22 protein-coding genes and 1 tRNA gene are annotated in these 23,713 nt (G+C 60.2%); 8 read left to right on the top strand and 15 right to left on the bottom strand.

Annotated elements, in window-relative coordinates; translation table 11 throughout:
• Window positions 1–51 precede the first annotated feature (51 nt).
• The 4 genes from LCQ44_RS02135 to LCQ44_RS02150 all read right to left on the bottom strand — a co-directional run bounded on the left by LCQ44_RS02135 (window position 52) and on the right by LCQ44_RS02150 (window position 6,428).
• Window positions 52–819, bottom strand: a complete 768-nt coding sequence (locus LCQ44_RS02135) for a hypothetical protein (protein ID WP_225093950.1) — start codon at window positions 817–819, stop codon at window positions 52–54.
• Window positions 807–1,835: a hypothetical protein gene (locus tag LCQ44_RS02140; RefSeq protein ID WP_225093951.1), complete on the bottom strand. Its 1,029-nt coding sequence runs from the start codon at window positions 1,833–1,835 to the stop codon at window positions 807–809. Before LCQ44_RS02140 ends, LCQ44_RS02135 begins: the two co-directional genes overlap by 13 nt.
• A gap of 361 nt (window positions 1,836–2,196) precedes the next feature.
• Entirely contained in the window at window positions 2,197–5,097 is a 2,901-nt protein-coding gene (locus LCQ44_RS02145; protein WP_225093952.1) for an ATP-dependent helicase, read from the bottom strand.
• A gap of 356 nt (window positions 5,098–5,453) precedes the next feature.
• Window positions 5,454–6,428, bottom strand: coding sequence for an undecaprenyl-diphosphate phosphatase (locus tag LCQ44_RS02150; protein WP_225093953.1), 975 nt, complete (start codon window positions 6,426–6,428; stop codon window positions 5,454–5,456).
• Window positions 6,429–6,675: 247 nt separating this feature from the next.
• On the opposite strand from LCQ44_RS02150, the gene LCQ44_RS02155 reads away from it, so the two are divergent.
• Entirely contained in the window at window positions 6,676–7,113 is a 438-nt protein-coding gene (locus tag LCQ44_RS02155; RefSeq protein WP_006235921.1) for a universal stress protein, read from the top strand.
• A 90-nt stretch (window positions 7,114–7,203) separates the two neighbouring features.
• Here LCQ44_RS02155 and LCQ44_RS02160 read toward each other — a convergent pair whose 3' ends face one another.
• From LCQ44_RS02160 to purH, 6 genes are all read right to left on the bottom strand, one after another.
• Window positions 7,204–8,493 (bottom strand): HipA domain-containing protein, encoded by a 1,290-nt coding sequence (locus tag LCQ44_RS02160; RefSeq protein WP_138374526.1) that lies wholly within the window; start codon window positions 8,491–8,493, stop codon window positions 7,204–7,206.
• Window positions 8,484–8,729 (bottom strand): helix-turn-helix domain-containing protein, encoded by a 246-nt coding sequence (locus LCQ44_RS02165; RefSeq protein ID WP_138374527.1) that lies wholly within the window; start codon window positions 8,727–8,729, stop codon window positions 8,484–8,486. The genes LCQ44_RS02160 and LCQ44_RS02165 overlap by 10 nt, the downstream gene beginning before the upstream one ends.
• Before the next feature lie 116 nt (window positions 8,730–8,845).
• A complete protein-coding gene (locus LCQ44_RS02170; protein ID WP_138374528.1) occupies window positions 8,846–9,889 on the bottom strand; it encodes a sensor histidine kinase in 1,044 nt (347 codons plus the stop codon).
• Window positions 9,890–9,898: 9 nt separating this feature from the next.
• A complete protein-coding gene (locus LCQ44_RS02175; protein ID WP_138113373.1) occupies window positions 9,899–10,570 on the bottom strand; it encodes a response regulator transcription factor in 672 nt (223 codons plus the stop codon).
• 177 nt (window positions 10,571–10,747) lie between these two features.
• On the bottom strand, window positions 10,748–11,479 hold the full coding sequence (locus LCQ44_RS02180; RefSeq protein WP_138113375.1) for a hypothetical protein: 732 nt from the start codon (window positions 11,477–11,479) through the stop codon (window positions 10,748–10,750).
• A gap of 223 nt (window positions 11,480–11,702) precedes the next feature.
• On the bottom strand, window positions 11,703–13,310 hold the full coding sequence (gene purH, locus LCQ44_RS02185) for a bifunctional phosphoribosylaminoimidazolecarboxamide formyltransferase/IMP cyclohydrolase (RefSeq protein ID WP_138113377.1): 1,608 nt from the start codon (window positions 13,308–13,310) through the stop codon (window positions 11,703–11,705).
• 277 nt (window positions 13,311–13,587) lie between these two features.
• On the opposite strand from purH, the gene LCQ44_RS02190 reads away from it, so the two are divergent.
• Window positions 13,588–14,229: a GNAT family N-acetyltransferase gene (locus tag LCQ44_RS02190; RefSeq protein WP_138113379.1), complete on the top strand. Its 642-nt coding sequence runs from the start codon at window positions 13,588–13,590 to the stop codon at window positions 14,227–14,229.
• A gap of 138 nt (window positions 14,230–14,367) precedes the next feature.
• On the opposite strand, the gene LCQ44_RS02195 is transcribed toward LCQ44_RS02190, so the two are convergent.
• On the bottom strand, window positions 14,368–16,311 hold the full coding sequence (locus LCQ44_RS02195) for a DUF2207 domain-containing protein (RefSeq protein ID WP_225093954.1): 1,944 nt from the start codon (window positions 16,309–16,311) through the stop codon (window positions 14,368–14,370).
• A gap of 508 nt (window positions 16,312–16,819) precedes the next feature.
• Between LCQ44_RS02195 and gluQRS the strand changes: the two genes are divergently transcribed.
• Window positions 16,820–17,821 carry a tRNA glutamyl-Q(34) synthetase GluQRS gene (gene gluQRS / locus LCQ44_RS02200; protein ID WP_225093955.1) on the top strand — a complete coding sequence of 334 codons (1,002 nt, stop codon included), beginning with the start codon at window positions 16,820–16,822 and terminating at the stop codon, window positions 17,819–17,821.
• A gap of 15 nt (window positions 17,822–17,836) precedes the next feature.
• Here gluQRS and LCQ44_RS02205 read toward each other — a convergent pair whose 3' ends face one another.
• Both LCQ44_RS02205 and LCQ44_RS02210 read right to left on the bottom strand, forming a co-directional pair.
• Window positions 17,837–18,562 (bottom strand): metallophosphoesterase, encoded by a 726-nt coding sequence (locus LCQ44_RS02205; protein ID WP_225093956.1) that lies wholly within the window; start codon window positions 18,560–18,562, stop codon window positions 17,837–17,839.
• Window positions 18,563–18,647: 85 nt separating this feature from the next.
• Window positions 18,648–18,887: a hypothetical protein gene (locus LCQ44_RS02210; RefSeq protein WP_117847870.1), complete on the bottom strand. Its 240-nt coding sequence runs from the start codon at window positions 18,885–18,887 to the stop codon at window positions 18,648–18,650.
• 358 nt (window positions 18,888–19,245) lie between these two features.
• Between LCQ44_RS02210 and LCQ44_RS02215 the strand changes: the two genes are divergently transcribed.
• From LCQ44_RS02215 to LCQ44_RS02225, 3 genes are read left to right on the top strand one after another with little or no spacing between them, the layout of a single operon-like run.
• Window positions 19,246–19,788 carry a UBA domain-containing protein gene (locus tag LCQ44_RS02215; RefSeq protein ID WP_117847868.1) on the top strand — a complete coding sequence of 181 codons (543 nt, stop codon included), beginning with the start codon at window positions 19,246–19,248 and terminating at the stop codon, window positions 19,786–19,788.
• A gap of 18 nt (window positions 19,789–19,806) precedes the next feature.
• Window positions 19,807–20,577, top strand: a complete 771-nt coding sequence (locus LCQ44_RS02220; protein ID WP_225093957.1) for a response regulator transcription factor — start codon at window positions 19,807–19,809, stop codon at window positions 20,575–20,577.
• A complete protein-coding gene (locus tag LCQ44_RS02225) occupies window positions 20,561–21,856 on the top strand; it encodes a sensor histidine kinase (protein WP_225093958.1) in 1,296 nt (431 codons plus the stop codon). Before LCQ44_RS02220 ends, LCQ44_RS02225 begins: the two co-directional genes overlap by 17 nt.
• Before the next feature lie 75 nt (window positions 21,857–21,931).
• Here LCQ44_RS02225 and LCQ44_RS02230 read toward each other — a convergent pair whose 3' ends face one another.
• Both LCQ44_RS02230 and LCQ44_RS02235 read right to left on the bottom strand, forming a co-directional pair.
• A complete protein-coding gene (locus LCQ44_RS02230) occupies window positions 21,932–22,306 on the bottom strand; it encodes a VOC family protein (RefSeq protein ID WP_225093959.1) in 375 nt (124 codons plus the stop codon).
• Between the two features lie 11 nt (window positions 22,307–22,317).
• Complete coding sequence (locus tag LCQ44_RS02235) at window positions 22,318–22,605, bottom strand: PTS sugar transporter subunit IIB (RefSeq protein WP_117654890.1); 288 nt, start codon at window positions 22,603–22,605, stop codon at window positions 22,318–22,320.
• 163 nt (window positions 22,606–22,768) lie between these two features.
• Between LCQ44_RS02235 and LCQ44_RS02240 the strand changes: the two genes are divergently transcribed.
• Entirely contained in the window at window positions 22,769–23,392 is a 624-nt protein-coding gene (locus LCQ44_RS02240; protein ID WP_225093960.1) for a hypothetical protein, read from the top strand.
• 31 nt (window positions 23,393–23,423) lie between these two features.
• Window positions 23,424–23,508: transfer RNA gene (locus tag LCQ44_RS02245), tRNA-Leu, on the top strand.
• Window positions 23,509–23,713 lie beyond the last annotated feature (205 nt).

A 23,713-nucleotide genomic window follows, 5' to 3' on the forward strand; every position in this document is an offset into this window, starting at 1 on the left:
CTTCCGTTCATCAACGGAAGAGCCCCTGCCATACATTACGAATCAAGATGCCTACAAATACACTCTTTCGAGAAACGATAACGTGTCCTGAAGCCGCGCCCTTTCCTTACGGTTGGTCTGCCGATTTACATACGAAGCAAAGTCCGTAAGAAAATCCTCCGCATCAACCCTCATTTGCCCCGTTAGCTCCAAACGCGCTGAGGACGACAACAAACCGGCAAGTCGAGCAACATCTGAACGATGCTTCCGCCGATCTATATCGTTGCAATGACGCCCTTCTTCATAGCTCCTGTTGATATCAATGTGCGCACGCATCTTGAGGGGGATGATATGGAGCGCATCGAGCAACGTGATGCCCTCTACGTTCGTTGCGTTGTCGCGAATAAATTCGTAGTAGCCATCGTCGAGAATAATGGCGGAAAGACTCGATATCGCCCCGTCAAAGGAAAGAGGAGCTACCTCGCTCATTTCGTCTTCGAGCACAAAATCAGGATGTCGGGCAAACAACTCGATTTGACCGGGATAGTCTAGGGCTCGCCTTGATCCTTTGGGCAAACAGAACCGATAGTAAGTGCACTTTCCATCGCCGACCTTTCCAACCTCGTATCCAGCTGCTTTGATAAATGCCCACAATGCAGTGGCAAATTCAACGCCTTCCCCATCAACAATTACGACGACATCCAAATCTTCGGTAGCCCTGAATGAATCACCTTCGCTGTCAAATAGAACGCTGCAGGCCCCTCCACCAATAAGGACGTAACCACCTTTGCAGCTGCTCATGGCGTCGGCAAATCGCTCTATTCCCCTCACTTTTGGCATATCGTCCTCCTGAGTTGTTCGACCGCATCGAGCAGACGGTCATCTTTGTAATCCGCTTTTGCGCAGGCAACGTATAAGGAGAACGGGTCGACACATTGCAAACCTGTCGTATCAAAACTAACATCGGACGGCGCGTCCACGGGATACGACCAGATCTCAATCTCGATAGCGGCCGGTTCGTACCACTGGGCCTCCAACCATCTGTCGCCCATGTGCTCTCTTAAGGCATCTACCTGATACTTTTCGAGAGCAACGGTTGGGACAGAATCATTATGAGCAAGGTCGGACATATAGCTAAGGGCAGACACACCGGAAAGCAGCGCATCAACGGCGCGTAGCTCTGTTCTCTCGATAACCTTCTTGAGCCGGATTCGCTCTAAAACGGGTGTGCGAAGATAGTCCTCAAATCCATCCAGCAACGTCTCGGTCGACAGCCCGGCGTCGCACAATATACGCTTTTTGCCGTCCCGCATAATCAACCCAGGAGCTATAGCGGCGATTTCCGAAAGATAGCCGCTGACGCTTGCCGCGCTTTTGCCACACAGACGAGCTAGGTCGCCGGCGGAGCAGTCAACCCATCGTCCCGCGATGAGATTTAGAACGATTCGTTGAGATTGGGGCGAAAGCGAAGCAGCAGGAGAAGCACCCAGCACCTCATCGGAAATAACGGCTCCGATAAACGGCAGAAACGCATTTCGCTCATCTCGGATATATGCGATCCCCTCCGAAGAAAGCGCGCGCATAAAGCCTAAATCCATAGCATCCCAGCAAATTGCCACCGGGCGAGCATCTATCTTACGCACTGCATTGACGAAATTTCGCGCCGAAATGACACTGGGCGGTTCTTTTGGTTCCGCAACAATAAAACGGCCTTGCTCAGACATGCCGAGCCGCGCTAAGCGAAGCGAATACCGCTCGAGATACATGCGAGGAATCTGCATCTCAACTGGCTCCGAGTCGATGGCGAGCTCTAAAGAGAAGAGCCTTTTTGGGAGACAATTTAGCAGCATGTCCACTCACCGTTTTCATTTCAGTTACATTTAAGTATCTAACTGAAATTATACTGAATCGTATAAAATCATCAATCATCAAAGCCAAGCGCACCATTTAAAACGCAACAAGGGGCTCCCCCGTTCTTTAACGGGGGAGCCCCTTGCCATGTCTAAGTATTCAGCCCACCCGGTTCTCCAGATCAAAAAGCGAACCAGCAAAGCGACGTTCGTCCAGCAACGTTACCCAAGGACCTGGGCGGGCGTATAGGGCAACATCGGTCGCGAGTTCCGCACGCAAAGGAGGCCACTTAATGTGGCCTCCGTCTTGCGCAGGACTGCCCGAGCAGGCGATGTTGCCCTATACGCCCGACCAGGTCCGCCGGGATTACGACAGCTTGACGATCGGTGCAAAACCTTTCATAAGCTTTTTGGTCTGGCCGGTCTTTTCGAATTGAACCTCGATCATGTCTCCGGCGACCGAGATCACGGTACCCGTGCCAAAGGTCTTGTGGCTCACGGTATCGCCCGCGGCAAAGTCCTGCGATGCGCTGGCGCGATCGACCTTGCGCTCCACCGTCGGGGACACCTTGGACGACGGCTTTTTGGCTCGCGGCGCGCCCGAGCCAAAGGTCGAGGCAACACGGCCGGCATCGGGCGAGACCCCACGATGGCGTTCGGTCCCGTAGCTGCTACCGCCAAAGAAATCGTCAAAGCTCGATCCGCCGCGCGAACCGGAACCGCCGGTCGAGCGCGTATGCGAGCCGAACACCTTGCCGCCATACATATCCGAGCCCATGCCCGAGCCAAAGGTGCCGTGACGGTCGCCGCGCTTCTCCCAGCCCGTGCCCTCAAAACCGGCAGAACCGATACCGCTAAACTCGATATCCTCAAACGGAATCTCGTTGAGGAAGCGCGAGCGCGGGTTGGCAGAGGTCGAGCCGTAGGTGCGACGCGTGGCCGCATAGGTCAAGAACAGGCGCTTACGGGCGCGCGTGATGGCGACGTAGGCCAGGCGACGCTCCTCCTCGAGCTTGCCCGGGTCATCGCCGCCGCCAAAGTCGTGCACGTGCGGGAAGATACCCTCCTCCATGCCGGCCACGAACACCGCCGGGAACTCCAGGCCCTTGGCGGAGTGGATGGTCATCATGGTGATGGCATGCGTCTCGCCGGCCAGGGAATCCAAGTCGGAGCGCAAGGCCAGCCACTCCATGAGCGCCGGCAGCGCCTTACAGGTGAGCGGACCGTAGGTGCGCTCGATCTCGTCGGCATGCACGGCACCCGCCGGCAACTCTGTTGGCACGGCATACGCGTTGCCCGCGATGGCGGCGGCCAGGGCATCCTGCGGAGACAGCGCCGGAGCGGCCAAGCTATCGAGCGGATTGGAGCCCGCGGCGTCACGCGCACCAACGAGCGCCTCAAACGAGGATACCGGGGCAGACGGCCCCGGTTCGGGCGCAGGCGCGCTCACCACGACGGGCTCGGGCTCGGCGCTGACAGGCACATCGGCAACACCGGCAGCGCGCAGCTCTTCCAAGCTCTCGAGCGTACCTTCGATATCCTCATGCGTCTCCTCAAATTCGGCAGCGACACCCAGGAATTCCTGGATGTTCTCGGCGCGGCTCTCGGACTCCATGGTGCCCTCGGCGCGGAAAGCCTGCAGCAGGCCCGTCTTATCGACGATCATCTCGACAACGTCCTTGAGCTCGCCGTCCATGCGGCGACCCTCGCGCACCAGCGACACAAAGCTCGACAGGCCATTGCGCACCTTGGCGCTAAACATGCCGGTTTCGGCGCACGCGATCTCGCAAGCCTGGAAGAACGAGCAACGGTTGTCGCGCGCCAGCTGCTCAATCTTTTGGATCGAGGTGGAGCCGATGCCGCGGCGCGGCGTGTTGATGACGCGCTTGACGCTCATCTCGTCTGCCGGGTTCACGATCATCTTGAGGTAGGCCATGACGTCGCGGATCTCGGCACGATCGAAGAATCGCGTGCCGCCCACAATCTTGTAGGGCACGCCTGCGCGCAGGAACATATCTTCGAGGATACGCGACTGGGCGTTGGTGCGGTAGAACACAGCAATATCGTCGTAGCTCGTGCCCTTGGAGTGCAGCTTTTCGATCTCGCCGGCAATCCAGCGGCCCTCGTCGCGCTCATCGCTTGCCTGGAAGGCCTGGATCTTCTCGCCGTCGCCCTCGGCCGTAAACAGGCGCTTCTCCTTGCGCTGCGAGTTGTGACGCACCACGGCGTTGGCGGCGCTCAGGATATGACCCGTGGAGCGGTAGTTCTGCTCTAGCTTGACGGTCTTGCAGTTTTTAAAGTCCTTCTCAAAGTCCAGGATATTGGTGATGTCGGCGCCACGCCAGCTATAAATGGACTGGTCGTCGTCGCCCACGACCATGAGGTTTTGGTACTTGGCGGCCAGCAGGTTGGCGATCTCGTACTGGACGTGGTTGGTGTCCTGATACTCGTCGACGCTAATGTAGCGGAAGCGCTCCTGGTACTTGTCGAGCACCTCGGGGCGGGTGCGCAGCAGCTCGAGCGTGCGCACGAGCAGGTCGTCGAAGTCCATCGCGTTGGCGGCGCGCAGGCGGCGTTCCAGCTCCAGGTAGACCTGCGCGGCCTTTTTGTCATTGGGGCTGTCGGCGGATTTGAGCATGTCCTCGGGGCCGATCATGGCGTTTTTGGCCGAGCTGATCTTGCTGCGGATCATGTTGATGGGGAACTGCTTTTGCTCGATACCGAGCGCCTGCATAATGTCGCGCACCATGCGCTTTGAGTCATCGTCATCGTAGATGGTGAACTGACCGGTGTATCCCAGCAGGTCGGCGTCCTCGCGCAGCATACGCACGCACATGGCATGGAAGGTGCATACCCACATGCCACGGGTGCCGCTGGGAATGAGTGCCGCCAGACGCTCACGCATCTCGGCCGCGGCCTTGTTGGTAAACGTGATGGCAAGGATCTGCCAGGGCTTAACGCCCAGGTCGCCGAGCATATGTGCGATACGGAAGGTCAAGACGCGGGTCTTGCCCGAGCCGGCGCCGGCAAGGACCAGCAGCGGGCCCTCGGTGGTCAGGACCGCCTCGCGCTGAGCGGGATTAAGGCTGTCGATGTCGACGAGCGGCTTGGCGGGCTTGGGCGCCGGCGCGGGAGCGTCGTAGATGTCGAGCGGAACGAGCTCGGGCTCCGGCGCAGCAGGGGCGGTGTATGCATCGAGCGGCACGGGTTCCGGCGCGGGCGGCACAGGTACCGCGACATTCTTTTCCCAGGGCAGGGGCTGGGTCATGGGCGACTCCTCATCTGACGGACGGCGCGCCTGCGGGCAGCGCCATAGTTTGAGCCGTACCAGTATACCGAGCCGCGCGGACACCGACGCAAATCACACCACGACTCCGTCCGCCACCATCGGGCCCGCCCCAGCGGATTTGGCGCAATGGGGTCAGATTTGTCTGCACCAAGCTGGTGCAAAGTAACCTGACCCCATTGCGCCAATCACAGAGCCACCGATGTCACGGTAGCAGCAGCGAGCGGCGGCCAGAGCGAACAAATTGGCATGAAAAGAGGGCGGCATAGACCTTTTGGTCATGCCGCCCTCTTTGAATGACAAGTTGTCGCTCTGGCCGCCGCGCAGCGTCAACCAAGTTACAGGCCGAGCATAGGCTCCAGAACGAAGAAGTATGCGAGCACTACGACGCCCAGGATGATGCGGTAAACACCGAAGCACTTGAAGTCGTGACGGCGGACGAAGCCCATGAGCCACTTGATGGCGATGAGCGAAACCACAAAGGCCACAACGCAGCCCACGCCCAAGATAGCGACCTCGTTGGCGCCGAACGTGCCGCCCTTGATGAAGTATTTGACCAGCTTGAGTGCACTCGCGCCAAACATGACAGGGATGGCCAGGAAGAACGTAAACTTGGACGCCACCGAACGCGTACAGCCCAAAAGCAGGCCGCCGATGATGGTAGAACCGGAGCGAGACGTACCAGGCACCAGCGAAAGCACCTGGAAGCAGCCGATACCCAGCGCAGTCTTCCAGCTCAGGTCCTCGAGCGTGGCGATGGAGCCAAAGTCCAGATTATCGTCATCGTCTGCAGCGGCAGTCGCAGCGGGCGCGGCAAAATGCGCACCAGCGGGTCGTCCGCCCGCCACCACGGCACGCGAACCAAACGAACCGGCAAGAGCGGCCTGGTCGCGCTTGTTCGCGCGCCAGTTCTCGATCACGATAAACAGCACGCCGTACACAATGAGCGCCAGCGCCACGACGGGAGCATTATAGAAATGCTCCTCCATCCAGTCGTTAAGCGGCAGACCGATCGCCGCGGCGGGAATGCAACCGAGCACAATCTTGCCCCACAGCACCCAGGTGTCGCGACGGCCTTCCTTGCCCTTGCTGGGAGAAAACGGGTTGAGCTCATGGAAGAACAGCACACAGACGGCCAGAATGGCGCCGAGCTGAATCACGACCAGGAACATATTCCAGAACGTCTCGCTCACGTTCATCTTGACGAACTCGTCCACCAAGATCATGTGACCGGTCGACGAAACAGGCAGCCATTCGGTGATGCCCTCGACCAGGCCCATGAAGGCAGATTTTAGAAGCTCGATAATATCCAAAGGGACCCCCTCGTTAGACACCCGCCGATATTGTTCTGCGGACGGTGCGGGCGATGTCCCATTATCAACCGTTCGGGCGCGTCTACGCCTACCCTTACCAAAAAACTCGCCCGTTCACAGAATTGCGAGCGGTCAAACCCAAATCCTTGGGTATAACTGCAACAAGATAAAGTGTCCGGCGGCCAACGCGCCCGCGCCCGCCCGATGCACGAGCCCCGCGCCCGTGCGATAGACCAAGGAGGAAACCATGAACGAGGGCTACACCAAGGTATTTGTTTCACTCGACGGTACTGAGCAGCAGGATTTTGTGCTCGCACGCGCCATCAAGGTCGCCGCGAACAACGGCGCCAAGCTAATCATCGGCCACGTTATCGATTCCACGGCGCTCGAGAGCGCCGGTTCCTATCCGGTCGATCTGGTCAACGGCCTAGAGGAGGCATTTAAGAACTCCATCGCCAAGCAGCTCGAAGAGGCCAAGGCCAATCCCGATATTCCCGAGGTCGAGGTCATGATTCGCGCCGGCCGTATTCGCGAGACGCTCAAGGACGAGATGCTCGACGTGGTTAAGCCCGACCTGGTGCTCTGCGGCGCCCGCGGCCTGTCCTCGATCAAGTATGCGCTGCTGGGTTCGATTTCGACGTTCCTGCTGCGCAATACGGACTGCGACATCTTGGTCGTGAAGTAGCAAACGTACGCCTAACGCATCGCGGAGCGCAAGCCCACGTGCCCAAGTCTTCCAAGAGCGGGACCACCATTACGGTGGCCCCGCTTTGCTTTAGGCTGAGAATTGCTCCAGAACCCTCATTCTCTCAACGGAATCCGTCTGAATTTTCAGAGCGACCCGACCCAAATCTCCGGTTGCAGAGGCAAGTTCTGCAAGCTGGGCAGACACCTCTTCAGCCACTTCCGCCGCGATGTTCTTGATCATCTTGAGTGGCAGATGCAAATCTTGAGACATGAATTCGAAATCTTCAGGAGTCACCCCATCGATCACCCGGTGATCCCCAATATCAATCCCAAGATTATGGTCGTATCCCATTATCGTCGTGCAAACAATATCGTATGCAGGGGCCAACCTCTTTTCCCGCCAACTCGGACTATAAAGAAACGAATGGTTCTTGAGATGCGAGTCGCAATTCCCCAACGCATAATCGACCATTACCTGACGAGCGAACATTTGAGTATCAGCAATTACGTTAGACGATTGCTCTCTTATCAATCGGCCGCAAAGAGCCATATAGCAGCTATCGGGACGTGTCTCGTATTTCATATACGAAGGCCAGCCAACCGCTTGGCAAAAATCCTCCTGATGCAGCCTCAGAGGCACATCGAATCCGCTCATCGACGGCGGCTCATTGCTCCAGATTCTGTCATAACGCTCGGAAAAGAACGCACCAGGAATCGTATCCGAAGCTTCTGAACGGGCAATTTCAAGCCCAGCAGCAGACGCTGCCGTCATGCAAATTAATTCGTTGAACGGCAAATCCGGATGTTTAGTTGAAGCAATCTTGACTATGTGAGTCGAGGGGGCAGAGCCGAGCGGCAGCATCCAATCCCCCGACCCGGCCTTTTTTGCATCTTTACCGCGCGGTAAAAACCAACCGGTTTTAGACTGAGCGCCCGCCAACGACAGCCTCGAATCCTGCATATCATTTGCAATCTCAAACACTTCCGCCTTAGAAAGTGCCTCAAAATCCTCGTCTTGCAGAGGACGATAGCCCGGATCGTAGCTCGATTTCTCATCGCCGAGAAACCTCAAGGCACCAACGCACTCATCGCCCAAACGCTCGAGCATCGATAAATAGTCTGACTGGGGGATTTGAAAACGCATCGACAGCTCATGCCGAACCGGGCCCTCGGGAAGCATGCCCGAAAAGAAGGCCGAAAACTCATTGCTGGCATATGGCTCATGTCGCAAGGGAAGAGAAGCTGAGAGTGCGGCAGCATCGTCGCGTTCAAGATATCCCTCATCATATGCAAACGTCTCGTTTACGGGGTCGGCCCTCTCAAATTCTCCGACCAGCTCAAACGTTCCCCGATACTCACGATAAACCTTTAATGCCATGAGCCGTCGCCCCTCTCCCTCAGGATCAAATCGACCCCCAAGCTGTTAGCGATTTGAAGGGTTTGGCGAAGATTGGCACCCGCCTTTCCACGCTCAAGCTCGCTCACAAAGCGCAAACTGCACTGGTTGAAATCAGCCACATCGCGTTGGGTATAACCGAGCTTCTTCCGGCGCTCACGCAAATATGCACCGAGTTCAGCTGGGTCAAAAATCGTTCGCTCATTCCAGTCTTGCATGCTAATCCCCTATGATTATCCCAAACGGGATAATCATAGCACATCATGATGGAATTATCCCGTTTGGGATAATTGTCTTAACGTGAATGACGCTCCGGGACGTTACACCGCGACGACTACTCAAAGTATTGGAATTTGTTGGTCGAGAAGGCAAACGTGACGACGAAGCCTTCGCCGGGCTCGGATGCCGCGGTGACATCGATACCCATCTTGGAGCACAGACGCGCCACCAGGTAGAGGCCAATGCCCGTTGCGCGCTTGGTGGTGCGGCCGTTATCGCCGGTAAAGCCCTTCTCGAACACGCGCGGCAGGTCGGCCGCGCTCACGCCGCAGCCGTTGTCCGCGACGGTGAGCTCGATGCGTTCGCTCGCCAGGCCCTCGTCCAGCAACGCGCCCGAAAACACGATCTTTGCGCCGTCCTCGCGCGCATATTTAATGCTGTTCTGAATGAGCTGGCCCAGAATAAACTCGAGCCACTTCTCGTCGGTAAAGACCTCAAAGTCGAGGTTCTCGCACACCGGGGCCACGTGCGCCGCGATGAGCTCGCGCGCGTTGGCCTTAATCGCGCCCGTCACCAAGGTCTTGAGATCCCAGCGGCGAATCAGGTAGTCGCGCTCCACGACTTCCGAGCGCGCGTAGTACAGCGCCTGGTCGATATAGCGCTCCACGCGAGCCAACTCACGGCCCAGGTCATCCACACGAGACAGGTCGTCTTCGCTGCCATCCAGGTTTTCCAAAATTAGATGAGCCGCCGCCAGGGGCAGTTTGGCCTCGTGGACCCAGCTCTCGATATAGTCGCGATAGTCATCGGTCTGACGCCGGCCTTCGGCAACCTCGTCGCAAGCGGCTTTGCCCACCCGGCGCAAGACCTCGTACTCGAGCTCGCCCTCGGCATAGGTCGGGCATTGCACCATCTCCTGCACCCATGCGGGGCTCTCGAGCTCCTCGGCCGCGCGCTCCAGCTGACGCAGAAAACGGCGGCGACGCGCGTACTCGACCACGATGCCGAGCATACCAAAGATAAAGGACACGCCGACCGCCACGACCACGATAGAGACGGGTGCACCGGCAACCGTCAGCACAAAGCAGCTCAGCAGCACACCGCACGTCCACACGGCGACGGGAAGCAGCGCATCTTTAAAGAACTTGCCAAACGACATAGCCGGCCCCTAGACCGAATAGCCTTGGCCGCGATGCGTGGTCAAATACCCCTTGATGCCGATTTTTTCGAGCGTGGTGCGCAGGCGGTTGATGTTGACGGTGAGCGTATTGTCGTCCACGAAGGCGTCGGAGTCCCACAGGTCCTGCATGATGGCCGAGCGCGAAACGATCTTGCCCGCGCGGCTCAGAAGCAGCGAGAGGATACGCAGCTCGTTTTTGGTGAGCTCGGTGCTGGTGCCCGTTTGCGTGTTGGTGACCATTGAGCGGGCGAGGTCGAGCTCCAGCCCCTTGTGGACAAGTGTGCTGCGCTCGCCTGACGCCGCGGTGCGACGCAGCAGTGCGTTGATGCGCGCCACAAGCACACGGGCGCTGTAAGGCTTGGGAACAAAGTCGTCCGCGCCGAGCGTCATGGCCATAACCTCGTCGATCTCGGTCGTGCGCGACGTGAGAACGATGATGGGAACCTCGGATTCGCGGCGAACCTCGTGGCAGATATGCTGGCCGTCCTTGACGGGAAGCGTGAGGTCGAGCAGCACCAGGTCGGGCACGGCGGCGAGAATATCGCGCGAGACATGCTCAAACGATTCGCAGGCCTCGACTTCAAACCCGGCGCGGGCAAGGATGTCGACAAGCTCACGACGAATGGGCTCGTCGTCCTCAACGATATAGATCAGCGCCATTGATTCCGCTCCCCTCTTGGTTGTCTTGTCCCATTATGACCGCAAAGCTGCAGGTACACGCCTCGCGCGGTGCCAGGTGACAGAACTGTTCGCGAGCGGGGGCGTTTTGTCCGCCTCGCACTCGCAGCGGTGGCGGGGACCAAAATGATTCTTTAATCCCCGTCCCAGAAAAATCATTTAGCGGCGGGCGCGGAGCTTTTCGTAGCCTTCGGCGAAGAAGGCGACCGTGGCGGCGTCGGCCTCGGCGGCGTCCGTCTCGGTTGCGGGGACCACGCCGTGCTCGTCACTCACCAGGAACAGCGCGCCCTTGAGCTGCGCGGGAATGTCCACGCGCGTGACCGGGATGCCCTTGGTCTGGGCCAGCTGCTCAATGAGCGTCGCCGTGCCGCACAGACACTCGTCCGCTGGCGCCACAAAGGCCAGCTCGCCGTTATCGACGGCGGCGAGCAGCTCGGGCGCCACGCCGGTTTCGTCGGCCTCGGAGCGGGCCTCGGCGGAGCGGGCACGTAGCGCCTTGGCCGACGTATCGGCCAGCGGCTCGTACTCGCCCACCGTCATGGCGGCGTTGCCGTTGATGTCGATCACCAGCATGAGCACGCCGTCGTGTGCGGTGTAATCACCCTCGGCAAGCGACCACTCAACGTGTTGTTTGGCCCAGCTGAGCATGTTGTGGGTAAGCGGCTCGCCCTGCACCAGGCGCTCGGACAGCGCGCGAATGTGGCGGTTGAGCATGGGCACCTTTTTGTTGGACATGCGCCAACGGCAGACAAGCGCGGGCTTGTCGAGCGTAAACTTCTCGACCGCCTCCTGATTGGCGCAAAAGTCCTCGTACGCACGCTGATCCTCGGCATTGCCAAACAGCTCGGCATCATCAATCTGGGGCATGGTCATACCTTTCGTGTTAGTCATTCCGTCCTCTTATACCAAAAAGACGGCCCTCCAAACGGAGCAGCCGTCTTTTGCAGAGATTATTTTGACGATACGGTCAGGCGACCGATCGGCTTAATGGGATAGAACAACATCCCATTAAGGGTTTTCCAAGTGCCCGAGATTGCCCCGAAAGAGGAGCGCCGCGTACTAAATGTACGCAAGCGACGGTTTGAGGGGCAAGGTCGGGTGCTTGGGAAAGCCTCTAGTGCCTAAAATGCCTGGCCCCTGTGAAGACCATCGCAATACCATGCTCGTTGCAGGCCTGGACGCTCTCGTCGTCGCGCTTGGAGCCGCCGGGCTGGATGATGCAGGTCACGCCGTGCGCGGCGAGCACGTCGACGTTGTCGCGGAACGGGAAGAACGCGTCGCTTGCACAGGCAAAGCCGCCCTTCTCCACGCCCTCGCGCTCGCAGAAGTCCTCGGCGCGCTCGCAGGCAAGCAGCGCAGAGTCAACGCGGTTGGGCTGACCCGGGCCCATGCCAATGCCGGCCTTACCCTTGGAAACCAGGATGGCGTTGGACTTGACGCCCTTGCAGACCTTCCAGGCAAACTCGAGCTCGGCCATCTCGGCGTCGGTGGGCTTGCGGTCGGTGGGGAACGTAAAGGTCGCAGGATCCTCGGTCACGTGGTCGACCTCCTGCACCAGCATGCCGCCGTCGACGGAGCGCAGCTCCACCTGGGCGCCGTGGTCCACGCCGCCGGTGGCCAGCACGCGCAGGTTGGGGCGCTTGGCCATGCGCTCGAGCGCCTCGGCAGTGTAGCTCGGAGCGATGATAACCTCGACGAACTGCTTGTTCTGATCGGCAAAGTGCTCAACCAGCTCATAGGGAACCTCGCGGTTGCAGGCGATGATGCCGCCGAAGGCGCTCTTGGGATCGCAGGCGAAGGCGCGGTCGTAGGCGGCCGTGATGTCCTCGGCCACGGCGGAGCCGCAGGGGTTCTGATGCTTGAGGATCACGCAGGCCGGCTCGTCGAACTCGCGGACTAGGTTCCAAGCGGCGTCGGCATCCAGATAGTTGTTGTAGCTGAGCGGCTTGCCCTGGATCTGCTCGGAGCCCACGAGCGGGAACTGCGAGCTCGCGGTATTCTCGCAGCCCTCGGCAAAGCGATAGACCGTGGCCTTCTGCTGAGGATTCTCGCCATAGCGCAGGTCGTCGACCTTCTCCAGCGAGATCTCGAGCTTGGCAGAGGTGTCCGCCACGTCGCTTGCGTGGGCGGCGAGCCAACGGGAGATAGCCGTGTCGTAGGCGGCGGTGGTCTGGTAGACCTTCACCTGCAGGCGACGACGGGTGGAAAGCGTGGTGCAGCCACCGGTCTCGCGCATCTCGGCCAGGACGGCATCATAGTCGGCCGGGTCGGAGATGACGGTAACGCTCGCGGCGTTCTTGGCGGCAGAGCGCAGCATGGAAGGACCGCCGATGTCGATGTGCTCGATGGCATCCGCGAAGGTGACCTCGGGGTTGGCGACGGTCTTCTCGAACTCGTACAGGTTGACGACGACCAGGTCGATCAGCTTAATGCCGTGCTGTGCCGCCTCCTGCATGTGCTGCTCGGAATCGCGGCGGGCCAGCAGCGCGCCGTGAACCTTGGGGTGCAGGGTCTTAACGCGGCCGTCCATCATCTCGGGATAGCCCGTGAACTCCTCGATGGGGGTTACGGGGACGCCCGCGTCCTCGATGGCACGAGCCGTGCCGCCCGTAGAGATGATCTCGACGCCAAAGTCGTCAACCAGCGTCCGTGCGAAATCGACGACGCCCGTCTTATCGGTAACCGAAATCAACGCGCGTGCGATCTTCACATCAGATCCCATGCAGTCCTCCTGTCTGGTACGCCGCCGTGCTCTGTGAGTCGGTGATACGTCGATCTGCAGCGCTCGCGCAGCGGCATTGAAAATACTGATTCAATGTAGCGCATCGAGCGCATCGATGCACCCCGCAACGGGCGCATATGCAGAAAAAGTTTGCGAGCGGAGGGGATGGGCACGGCACCGGGCACGGTGAGTTCATGGAACACAGGGGCACCATAATTAGATGCCAATAGCGTGGTAGAACTGTGCTCGATATGCATCCGCAAAAGAAAGAGGCACCATGGTCTCGCGGGTTCTCTACCGACCGTTTGATACCGAAGACTTCGACGCCATCGCGTTGATTCTGCAGCAGCTTTGGCATAACAATTCGGATAACGATGAGTACAACCGCCTCGAGGCCGCATGCGACCTCGCCTATTGCCTTTCGTCTTCGACGTTTTCGCAGGTTGCCGTAATCGACGGCCATGCACGCGGCATTGCGCTTGCACGCGCAGGACAGAGCTCCGGCGCCACCGTTAAGGAACATTGGATGGATACCGAACGCGCGCTGCTATCGCAGATGCGTGAGCTGGAGCCCGATGCCTGCGCCGAGTATCTCTCGTTTGTGCGCGCAACCATCCGGACCAACAACCGCCTGCTCGAGAGCAGCCCGTTGCCGCACGACAACGAGGTCACGCTGCTTGCCGTGGATCGCGATGTCCATGGCCTGGGCGTTGGCACGGTTCTGCTCGATGCCGCGGTCTCACACCTATCCTCGCTTGGAGCGACGAGGGCGCACCTGTACACCGACTCCAACTGCTCGTGGAAGTTCTACGAGCTGCACGGCTTTAAGCGCACGGCCACGCACCGCGCCAACCGCGAAGAGCGTCGCCACGACATGCCGCGCGAAAGCTTCCTCTACGAACTCGATCTAACAGCCTAAACCCAGCAGCCATACCTAGTCATTTAGGGATGTTCCCAGTGATTAGTCGTTGGGGACAGCCTTCGTAGGTAGCGCATGAAAATGGGATGGATCCGTCGGCAGTCGCCGGAGAAGATCCATCCCAAAAATCAGAGCGCGCTAGAACGTTCCGCCGCCGCCTCCGCCGACGCCGCCACCACCGCCGCCAGAGAAGCCGCCGCCGCTGCCGCCGCTCGAGCTATCGGAGCTCGAAGCCAGCTCGCGGATGGTCTCGTGATACACATCGTTGAACGAATCGAGCGGAGACTCGTTGCCGTAGTGATGGTAATACCACCAGTAGCAGGGGTAGTTGTCGTAGAAATCGTCGCTGTTGCGCAGGTCCGCAGGCACGGCCTCGGCCAGCTGTCGCAGCACTTCTTTCGAAACGCCCAGGGCAACGCCCATCACCAGCAGCTTGTTCCACAGCACCAAATCGCCCGGGACGGCTTCCTTTAGGCGTGTGAAATCCTCGAGCCAATGCTTGAGCGCCTTGCAGCGAGCCGCCACCTCGGCGCCCTCCGGCGTAAAGCGGCGGAACGTAAGGCCCACGCCGATACCCACCAGCACAATCGGCACCGAGATAACCGCGGCGGTAATGTTCGCCTGTGCGCCATCGGTAAAGAAGATGGATCCCACGGGAACAAAGGCAATCAGGATACCAAGAACCAGGCAAAACACCATTGCAACAATGCCGTCTGAGGCAACGTACTCGCTATCGGCCAGCTTGCCCTTAACGGTGTTCTGATAGTCCTCGAGCTTGTCGCCCACGGGTGTAGCGTGCTGCTTGACGTAGTGCTGCAGCTCGTCGAACGTGCGCGAGCGATCGCCGTTCTCGTCAGGCTTAGTACCGGCAAAGAAGACCTTGAGCACCATGTGGTCAATGCCCTTGGCCGACTTCCAGCCCGCATCACTCACCGTCACGCGATACGTCTGCTCTTCTTTTTCACGCCCCAACAGACCCTTCTTGGCCTTGGTCACGGTCGCCTGCTCCAGCTTGATCACACGGTCGTCAGTGAGCTTCATGAGCGTGGCGATATATGCCTGATCGGGCACCTCGTTCCAGCTCATGAGGGCCGAAAGCACGGCGGGATGGTCGGCCGAAGGCACATCGCGGAAATATTCGTCCTGGAAAAGCGGCTTGGGCTTGCGCTTGCGCAGCTTGAGCATAACGATTGTGCCGGTAAAGGCCACCGCCGCAACAACACTTAGCACGGCAAGTGCATTGGCAATCATGCGAGCGTGAGCGCGGCGGGCGTTAGCCTCGTCGGCCCATTCCTTCTCTTCGCTCATGATCGTTGACATGCGCTCTTCGCCCGAAGCGGTAAGCTGCGGCACCCAGTCGCTAGGGAAGGCGATGCGTGCCTCGGCAAATTCGCCCTGATGCACACAGGGAATGGTATAGGTGACCATGGGCTCGTCCTCATCGAGCGACACGTCGCCCGTCAGCGGACCATGGCCCCATGCGCGGAAGTTATCGCCCTTGACGGCCGCCGTCCCGGCAGCGGCATTCGCGAAGCACACTTCCATCTCGACGTCATCGGAATCCGCAGACCAGCCGTCACCTACGAACTTCCAGTAGAGCTCGGCGGTATCGGCCCAGTTCATAACCGCACCGGTCATGGTGTAGCTCACGTAGTAGATTGCGCTGTCGCCGCTCTCGTGAGGGCTGAACACCTTAATCCTTACGCCGTCACCGGTCTGCTCGACCGTGTAGACGCCAGAGTCGCCCTTGTTCGCGCTATCGACTTTGTTAAACGCGGTGTCCTCTTCCTCGACACTCAGCACGTCGACGCCCGCCGTGCCGCCCTGCTGGTTGGAGCCCGTATTGATCTCCCAAAACACGCCGTTGATGTCGTCGTCGAAATCAAACTGGCGTCCCTCGACAACGGTCAGCGATCCATCGGCCTCGACCGTGGCACTGATATAGGTCTGGGTCATGGAGTAGCCGTCGGCGTGCGCGGCGACAGGCAGCAGCAACAACGCAAGCGCGACGAGCACGCAGACGGAAGCGAATCGCGCAAACAGGTGGCGCTGCCGGCTGACTTTGGCGGCGAGGGTGTTCATAGGCACATCCTTTGTCTGTGATACCAGCAACGCCATTGTCCCACGTTTACGGGCGCACATGACGAACATCTAGGCCAGCGGAGTATCAAACGGGACGAAAGTCACGCCCGCGGCCGGCACCTGGGGACGTTCCTTATCTGCCGGCAATCTGGGACACTCCTTGGCATAGCCCGCTCCGGCAATAGATACCACTTCATAGCTCCGTCACAGGTGTAGCGGCTTTGTGTTGCCGCACGCGCACTGATTGAGTCCGCGAGCAAGGGGCATAAAGCAGTTGAGCGAAAACGGTTTGCCCCTTTGCCGTTCGCTTGAGGATCATGTCCCCCTTTTCCGCGGAAACCCCGGCAGTTGCGAAGAGCTGCCGGGGTTTCTGTCGTTTGAGGGGTTGGGCTGGCGGGCGGCGATCGAGCTATCGAGCCGGTGGTCCGGCACGCGCAACGCGCGGCCTCGGCAACTTGCAGGCCACGGCAGCGTCTCCCCCACCGCGCCCCGCGCTATACTCGTCCGCATGGATATCAACGCATGCAACATAGCAACACACGCCGCGGACGCACCAGCAACGGCAGCGCCCATCCCCGTCGTGGGCCGCTTTGCCCCGTCGCCCTCGGGCCGCATGCACCTGGGCAACGTGTTCAGTTGCCTGTGTGCGTGGCTTTCGGCCCGCAGCCAGGGCGGCAGCATCGTGCTGCGCATCGAGGACCTGGACGATCGCTGCAAGCGCCCGGAACTTGCCGCTCAACTGATTGACGATCTAACCTGGCTGGGGCTCGAGTGGGACGAAGGCCCCTACTACCAGCACGATCGCCTGGATCTGTACGAGGACGCCCTGCGCCAGCTGCAAGACGCCGGCCTCACCTATCCCTGTTTTTGCACGCGTGCCGAACTCCACGCCGCGAGCGCGCCGCACGCCAGCGACGGCACGCCCATCTACCGCGGCGCCTGCCGAGGCCTTTCTGCCGAGGAGGTTGCCCGCCGCAGCGCCCTGCGCGCCCCGGCCACACGCCTGCGCGTGCCCACCGTCGACGACCTCGCAGACGACGTGATCGAATTCGTTGACCGCACGTACGGAGCCCAATGCGAGGCACTCGCCACCGAGTGCGGCGACTTTTTGGTGCGCCGCAGCGACGGCGTTTTTGCCTACCAGCTAGCCGTGGTAGTCGACGACGCTGCCATGGGCGTCACCGAGGTCGTGCGCGGATGCGACCTGCTGGGCTCCACGCCGCGCCAGATCTACCTGCAGCATCTGCTGGGACTGCCCACGCCGCACTACGCGCACATTCCGCTGCTCATGTCACCGGACGGCCGCCGCCTTTCCAAGCGCGATCGCGATCTGGACCTGGGCGAGCTCCGCACCCGCTTTGGCACACCCGAGGCGCTGTTGGGATGGCTCGCCGGGCAAACAGGCATCGCGCCGGACACCACGCCGCGTACCGCCGAGCAGCTGGTCGAGCACTTTAGCTGGGACGTCATCCGCGCGCATCGGGAGAACATCACTGTAACGGTCGAGTAGCCAGCCACCCCGCCTCTACGCAACATCCCAGGGCTGGAGTTCGTCGCCCAGGCGAACGATGCAGTCGTAGAGCACGGTATGGCGCTCGGCCGGGTTGACATCCCGATGAAAATGCCCGTAGTACCAGCGCTTGTAGTCCAGACGGTCCTCCAGCTCGTCAAAAAACGTGGTGAGTCGATCGACATCGGGATAATTCCAGCCGGGCGCCGGATAGAGCGTGGGCGACAACATGCGCGTGGAGCAGGTGTGGGTGATCACGTAGTCGACCTTCCAGCCCACGCTGTCGAGCTTTGTCCGCGCCTCCTCAAAGTTGCGCTCGTCCGGCAGCTCCTGCGGCCACCAGCTGGAATACGGAATGCGGTATTCCTTGTCCACGCTCGTGGCGCCGCCCATGGTAAAGACCGTTGAGCCGTCGAGCTCAAAAACCTCGCCGCGCGTCAGGCGCCGTATGGGCGAGGTATCCGACAGGCGCTGCGTCAGCCCACCGTGCCACAACTCCATGGGGCGTTCCGCCCAGTGATCGAAACGCTCGTGGTTGCCGTCGACAAACAGCACGGTGTAGGGGCGCGACTCCAGCCAAGCAATATCGGCACATTCCTCGGTAGAAAAGTCCCAGGGAAAGCCAAAGTCGCCCGCGATGATGAGATAGTCGTCGCTCGCCAGGCTATCCCCAAGCTCCCAATCGCGGAGCTTTTGCATGTCAGCGCCGCCATGAATATCGCCTGTTACATAGACCGTCATCGGATTACCACTTCCCTGTAAGTCGCTAGCCCACATTCTGCACGATCACTAAGTCAACCGTTCCAGCCCTTCCATCCTTTGGGACCTACCCCTCGCTCTTCCATCCAAACGGGTCAAACACCCAAAAGATCAGATCGAGCACGCCGCCGGTCATCGTGGCGCCGGCAAGAGCCATGCAAACATGCAGAAAGCTGGCACTTCGGAGCACGTCGAACGGCCCCAGAACAGCCAACAGCGCGACCGCTGCGCCGGCTACGCACAGCGCGAGGCACGGCCCCGCGTCCTTAACGCACTTCTTTGCGAGATGCTTTGCGTTGTCACTCATCGGTATCGAACTCCTTAGAGGGTCGTTGTTCAGACGCATGCCGCCGCGGCAGAGCGGGGCGGCAGGGTAAGTGTCACATGCTGTGCGGACATCAATGGAGAAACCGCCTGCTCGACCAACCTTTGACGCCGTTTTGCACCGGCACCACATCCCCCGCTATCGAGGTCTAATACTTTTCCCACCGCCACCCAAAAACTCATCCAACGTTAATCTTGGCTCAAGAATCGCTTAATCTATAACCTGCACTATAGAGTTCGACCAAGGGCGGGGCGGCGCCGCGCAACGCAGACCGCCGAACGCAACGCTCGCGCCCGGGCAAATCGTCCGGCGTCGCGCCCATCGAACGAAAGGACAGGTCATGGACGACCTCGAAAAAGTTGAAACCATCCGCACCAAGTGCAACGTGAGCTACACCGATGCCAAGGCCGCGCTCGACGCCGCCGACGGCAACGTTTTGGACGCCATCATTTGGCTCGAGTCGCAGGGCAAGACGCAGACCACGTCGGCGCACGCCGCCACCGAGTCCGCGCCAGTCGATGAGCCCTCAGCCGAGATGGTCGCCGCGCAGGCCGCCTACGAGAAGTCGAGCGAAAAGACCGACTTCTCCAAGAAGATGGACAGCGTATGGGAGTACCTCAAAAAGCTCTTCCGCCTGAGCCTGGACACCAAGTTTATCGCCACGCGCCGCGATGCGATCATCCTCAACATCCCCATCCTGATCCCCATCATCGCCCTGTTTGCCTGGGGCGCTACGATTTGGCTGATGCTGATTGGCCTGTTCTTTGGCATGCGCTACCGCATCGACAGCGACGGCGACGTGCCCGGCAGCATCAACAACCTTATGAATCACGCCGCTGATGCCGCGGACGACATCAAGCAAAATCTGAACGACGACAAGTAATCGCAGACGGGGGCACGCATGGCACGGATCCTGATCGTAGAGGACGAGGAGAAAATCGCCCGCTTTGTGACGCTCGAGCTGGAGCACGAGGGCTACCAGGTGGAGCACGCCGCCGACGGCCGCACCGCCGTGGACCTGGCGCTGGAGCGCGACTACGATCTGATTCTGCTCGACGTGTTGTTGCCGCAGCTCAACGGCATGGAGGTCCTGCGGCGCGTACGCAAGCACAAGGATGTGCCGGTGATTATGGTCACCGCGCGAGATGCCGTGATGGACAAGGTGGCCGGGCTCGATGCCGGCGCCGACGATTACCTGACCAAGCCGTTTGCGATTGAGGAGTTGTTCGCACGGATCCGCGTTGCGCTGAAGCGCTCGGAGGCCGTGCGGGCGGCTTCGGGCGTTGGCGGCGTTGGGGCCGGGGAGGGCGCTACGGGTGCCGCTGCGATACCCCCGGCTGGAGACTCGGCCAAGACCTCAGCCGCGCCCTCCCCCGCCGCGCTCACCGTGGGTTCGGTCGCGCTCGATCCCGACCGCCGCGAAGTCATGGTCGGCGGCTCGCCCATCGTGCTGACCGCCCGCGAGTTCGACGTCCTCGCCCTGCTTATGGCACATGCCGGCACCGTGCTCACGCGCGAGGGCATTGCGCACGAGGCGCTGGGCTACGAATACGTGGGCGACACCAACAACGTCGACGTGCACATCGCGCACCTGCGCGCCAAGATCGAGGACGCCGGCGGTGCCCGCATCATCCAGACCGTGCGCGGGGTGGGCTATGTCTGCCGCACGTAACGCCGAGGCCAAGCGCGTCACCTCCATCGCCCGCGCCATCAACTGGAGCTATATGTGGCGCCGCCTGATGAGCTACGTCTGGCTCGATCTGTTGCTGGTGGTGATTGCGGCGGCGATCCTCGTCTATGGATACAACCAGACGCTGCCCAACGGCGCGTTTACCGCAGGATGGATCCCCAGCGCCACCGTTCGCGGCATGACGCTGACGCCCGCGCGCGGCTGGGACCTGACAACGCTCACCTATACCGTCGAGCTCGCGCGTACCACCAAGACTTTCCCCCTCGCGCAGGACCTCGTCACGCTATGGCCTCTCTACCTTGTCGTTGTGGGTTGGCAGGTCATCAGCGTGCTCAACATGCTCGGCGGCGCCCGCCGCGTGCGCCGCACCATGGCGCCGCTCAACGATCTGGCCCTGCGCGTGGACGAACTCGGCCGCATGCAACTCGCCGGCGGCAAAATGGAAACACTGGAGCAGGCCATCGAGCGCGCAAGCGTCGACTCGCCGAGCGTCACCACCGGCGACGCCGACCTGGCAAGCATCGAGGTCGCACTCAACCGCCTGCTGCGCCAGATGCAAGAGGCCAAGCTGCAGCAGATGCGCTTTGTCAACGACGCGAGCCACGAGCTGCGCACGCCCATCGCGGTGATTCAGGGCTACGTGAACATGCTCGACCGCTGGGGTAAGGACGACCCGGACGTGCTGGCGGAATCCATCGCGTCCCTTAAAGCCGAAAGCGAGCACATGCAAGAGCTTGTGGAGCAGCTGCTGTTTTTGGCGCGCGGCGATGCCGGGCGCACGGTCCTGCGGCGCGCGCATACCAACTTGGCTGCACTGGTCAGCGAGGTATGCGAAGAATCGCAGATGATCGATACCGAGCACACGTATCGGCTGGCTTCTGACGCTGCGCTTGCCAGCGACCCGCGCTGCGACGCGCCCGTCGACGTGGCGCTCGTGAAGCAGGCTCTGCGCGTGATCGTGCAAAACGCCGCCAAGTACTCGGATGCGGGAACGACCGTCACATTTGGCATAACACCGGATGCGGGCGCGGACACGATCGACATAAGTGTTGAGGACGAGGGCATCGGCATGAACCAGGAATCCGCAGCTCACGCGTTCGAGCGGTTCTACCGTGCCGACAACGCGCGCGATGCCGGCGCACAGGGTTCGGGTCTGGGGCTTGCGATCGCCAAGTGGATCGTCGACAGCCACGGCGGCGTCATCGGTGTGACCTCGGTCGAAGGGGTCGGCAGCCGCTTTACGATTCGCCTGCCACGATAGGAAGCCCCTCGGCATAAATAAAGGGATAGGGCCACGCGACCCTATCCCTTTTTGCCAGCTATGGCAGCTTGTGCGCTACTCGCGGCACAGGTGCACGGCGAAACCGGCGAACTCGCGCTTAAAGTACACGAGCTTGGTACCACCGTCGGGCAGCAGCGCGCGCGGCTCTTCGTTGACCTCGAGCCCGCGCTCGGCAAACCACTTCTCAGCTGCATCGATGTCGTTAACGGCAAAGCCGATGTGGCCCTTGGTGCCACGACCGTTCTGCTTCATGATCTCGACCAGCGAATCGTTGAAGTACGAAACCGGGGTCTCGATGACGGGCAGGCCCATCATCGTCGAGAACAGCTCCGCGATCTCCAGGGCGTCTGCCGGGTCGGTGGCGTTAATGCCCACATGGGCAACGCGCATGCCAAAGAGCTCGACCGGATTGGCGCTCTGCTCATTCATACAGGCAGCGCCTACTGAGCCATAACGTCGAGAACGGCCTTCTCGGCAGCGACGCGGTTCATGCCGGTCATGAAGGGCACGCCGCTCACGTATGGGCAGGTGAGGCCTTCGGGGGCAACGGTGGTGGCGATCAGCAGGTCGGCGCCCTCGTCGCAGTAGTCCTTGGCCTCGGAGATGGCGCACTGCACGATCTCATACTTGCCGGCATAACCGTTGGCGTCGAGCATGGTAGCGACCTTCTGGGCAACAAGCGTGGAAGTAGCAGCGCCAGCACCGCAAGCCAAAACGATCTTCTTCATAGGTAATGTCTCCCTTCATGGTTTACTTTAGGTAAGTGTACCGCAGCGAGCGATGGCACTCAGCCTCGATGAGCTTTTATGCCAGTTTGCTTGCGCGCTGCGTATAATACATCTAGTACGTGTTGTCATACCGCTCGCTTTAAGAGCGACTAAGGACTCTGAAATGCCCGATTCCCGCACCCTCTGGACCGCCGTCGTTATCATCTGTATCGCCGTGTCGGTGTTCTTTAGCGTCAAAAAACGCACAACGTTCAAGCGCCTGCAGCAGTTGATGGCCGCCAAGCAGTGGGACGAGTTCGATCGTTTGCTCGACGGCAAACTCACCAGCATGCTGTACCCGCGCTACAACCGCGACTACCTGCGCCTGAACTCCTATCTGCTGCGCGAGGACCACGAGCGCGCCGACGAGATGTTCGACCTGCTGCTGGGACTCAACCTCCCCAAGATGCAGCGCGTCGACCTGGTCATTAAGGCCTTTAACTACTATGTTGGCCAGGAGGACCGCAAAAAGTCCAAAGAGCTGTTGCACGAGATCAAGGGCTTTGAGGGCGGTCAGGCCGAGGCAGTCGCGCACGAATGCCAACTGATGTACGACACGATGATCCTCAAGCGCCACAACGACATCCCCGAGCTGGAGCGCATGCTCAAGGATGCCGGTGACGACAAGGTCAAGAGCTGCCGCCTGGAATACCTGCTGGCCCTGCAGTACAAGAACAAAGGCGACGAAGCCAAGTTCCAGGAGTTCCTGGAGAAGTCGGGCCAACACTCGATGGCCGTCAACGCGTAACGGACGGCTTGTGCTAGACTTCTAGTCTCACGGGGGCGTGGCGGAATTGGCATACGCAGGAGACTTAAAATCTCTCGCCGCAAGGATTGTGGGTTCGAGTCCCACCGCCCCTACCATGTATTGTTTACGAGCTCGTGTCCCCCAGGGATGCGGGCTCGTTTCTTTTACACGCCGGTGGGGCTCTAAGTTGCGGTGGAATAGTTCCTGTTTTGGCAGTTTACCAGCCCATTTAGGAACTATTCCACCGCAACTTAGGTTGGTGTTCCCACATTTTCCGATGGAAAAACGTGGTTGTCTCCCACATTTTCCAATGGAAAAACG

The organism is Collinsella aerofaciens (assembly GCF_020181355.1).
In the GTDB taxonomy this organism is placed as follows: domain Bacteria; phylum Actinomycetota; class Coriobacteriia; order Coriobacteriales; family Coriobacteriaceae; genus Collinsella.

Bases quoted from the DNA above. Each gene is read 5' to 3' on its own strand.
- LCQ44_RS02135 (WP_225093950.1), bottom strand. From the start codon at position 819: ATGCCAAAAGTGAGGGGAATAGAGCGATTTGCCGACGCCATGAGCAGC.
- LCQ44_RS02225 (WP_225093958.1), top strand. From the start codon at position 20,561: ATGTCTGCCGCACGTAACGCCGAGGCCAAGCGCGTCACCTCCATCGCC.
- LCQ44_RS02215 (WP_117847868.1), top strand. From the start codon at position 19,246: ATGGACGACCTCGAAAAAGTTGAAACCATCCGCACCAAGTGCAACGTG.
- LCQ44_RS02170 (WP_138374528.1), bottom strand. From the start codon at position 9,889: ATGTCGTTTGGCAAGTTCTTTAAAGATGCGCTGCTTCCCGTCGCCGTG.
- LCQ44_RS02240 (WP_225093960.1), top strand. From the start codon at position 22,769: ATGCCCGATTCCCGCACCCTCTGGACCGCCGTCGTTATCATCTGTATC.
- LCQ44_RS02220 (WP_225093957.1), top strand. From the start codon at position 19,807: ATGGCACGGATCCTGATCGTAGAGGACGAGGAGAAAATCGCCCGCTTT.
- LCQ44_RS02195 (WP_225093954.1), bottom strand. From the start codon at position 16,311: ATGAACACCCTCGCCGCCAAAGTCAGCCGGCAGCGCCACCTGTTTGCG.
- LCQ44_RS02235 (WP_117654890.1), bottom strand. From the start codon at position 22,605: ATGAAGAAGATCGTTTTGGCTTGCGGTGCTGGCGCTGCTACTTCCACG.
- LCQ44_RS02175 (WP_138113373.1), bottom strand. From the start codon at position 10,570: ATGGCGCTGATCTATATCGTTGAGGACGACGAGCCCATTCGTCGTGAG.
- LCQ44_RS02230 (WP_225093959.1), bottom strand. From the start codon at position 22,306: ATGAATGAGCAGAGCGCCAATCCGGTCGAGCTCTTTGGCATGCGCGTT.
- LCQ44_RS02190 (WP_138113379.1), top strand. From the start codon at position 13,588: ATGGTCTCGCGGGTTCTCTACCGACCGTTTGATACCGAAGACTTCGAC.
- LCQ44_RS02205 (WP_225093956.1), bottom strand. From the start codon at position 18,562: ATGACGGTCTATGTAACAGGCGATATTCATGGCGGCGCTGACATGCAA.
- LCQ44_RS02165 (WP_138374527.1), bottom strand. From the start codon at position 8,729: ATGCAAGACTGGAATGAGCGAACGATTTTTGACCCAGCTGAACTCGGT.
- LCQ44_RS02145 (WP_225093952.1), bottom strand. From the start codon at position 5,097: ATGACCCAGCCCCTGCCCTGGGAAAAGAATGTCGCGGTACCTGTGCCG.
- LCQ44_RS02210 (WP_117847870.1), bottom strand. From the start codon at position 18,887: ATGAGTGACAACGCAAAGCATCTCGCAAAGAAGTGCGTTAAGGACGCG.
- LCQ44_RS02180 (WP_138113375.1), bottom strand. From the start codon at position 11,479: ATGACTAACACGAAAGGTATGACCATGCCCCAGATTGATGATGCCGAG.
- purH (WP_138113377.1), bottom strand. From the start codon at position 13,310: ATGGGATCTGATGTGAAGATCGCACGCGCGTTGATTTCGGTTACCGAT.
- gluQRS (WP_225093955.1), top strand. From the start codon at position 16,820: ATGGATATCAACGCATGCAACATAGCAACACACGCCGCGGACGCACCA.
- LCQ44_RS02160 (WP_138374526.1), bottom strand. From the start codon at position 8,493: ATGGCATTAAAGGTTTATCGTGAGTATCGGGGAACGTTTGAGCTGGTC.
- LCQ44_RS02155 (WP_006235921.1), top strand. From the start codon at position 6,676: ATGAACGAGGGCTACACCAAGGTATTTGTTTCACTCGACGGTACTGAG.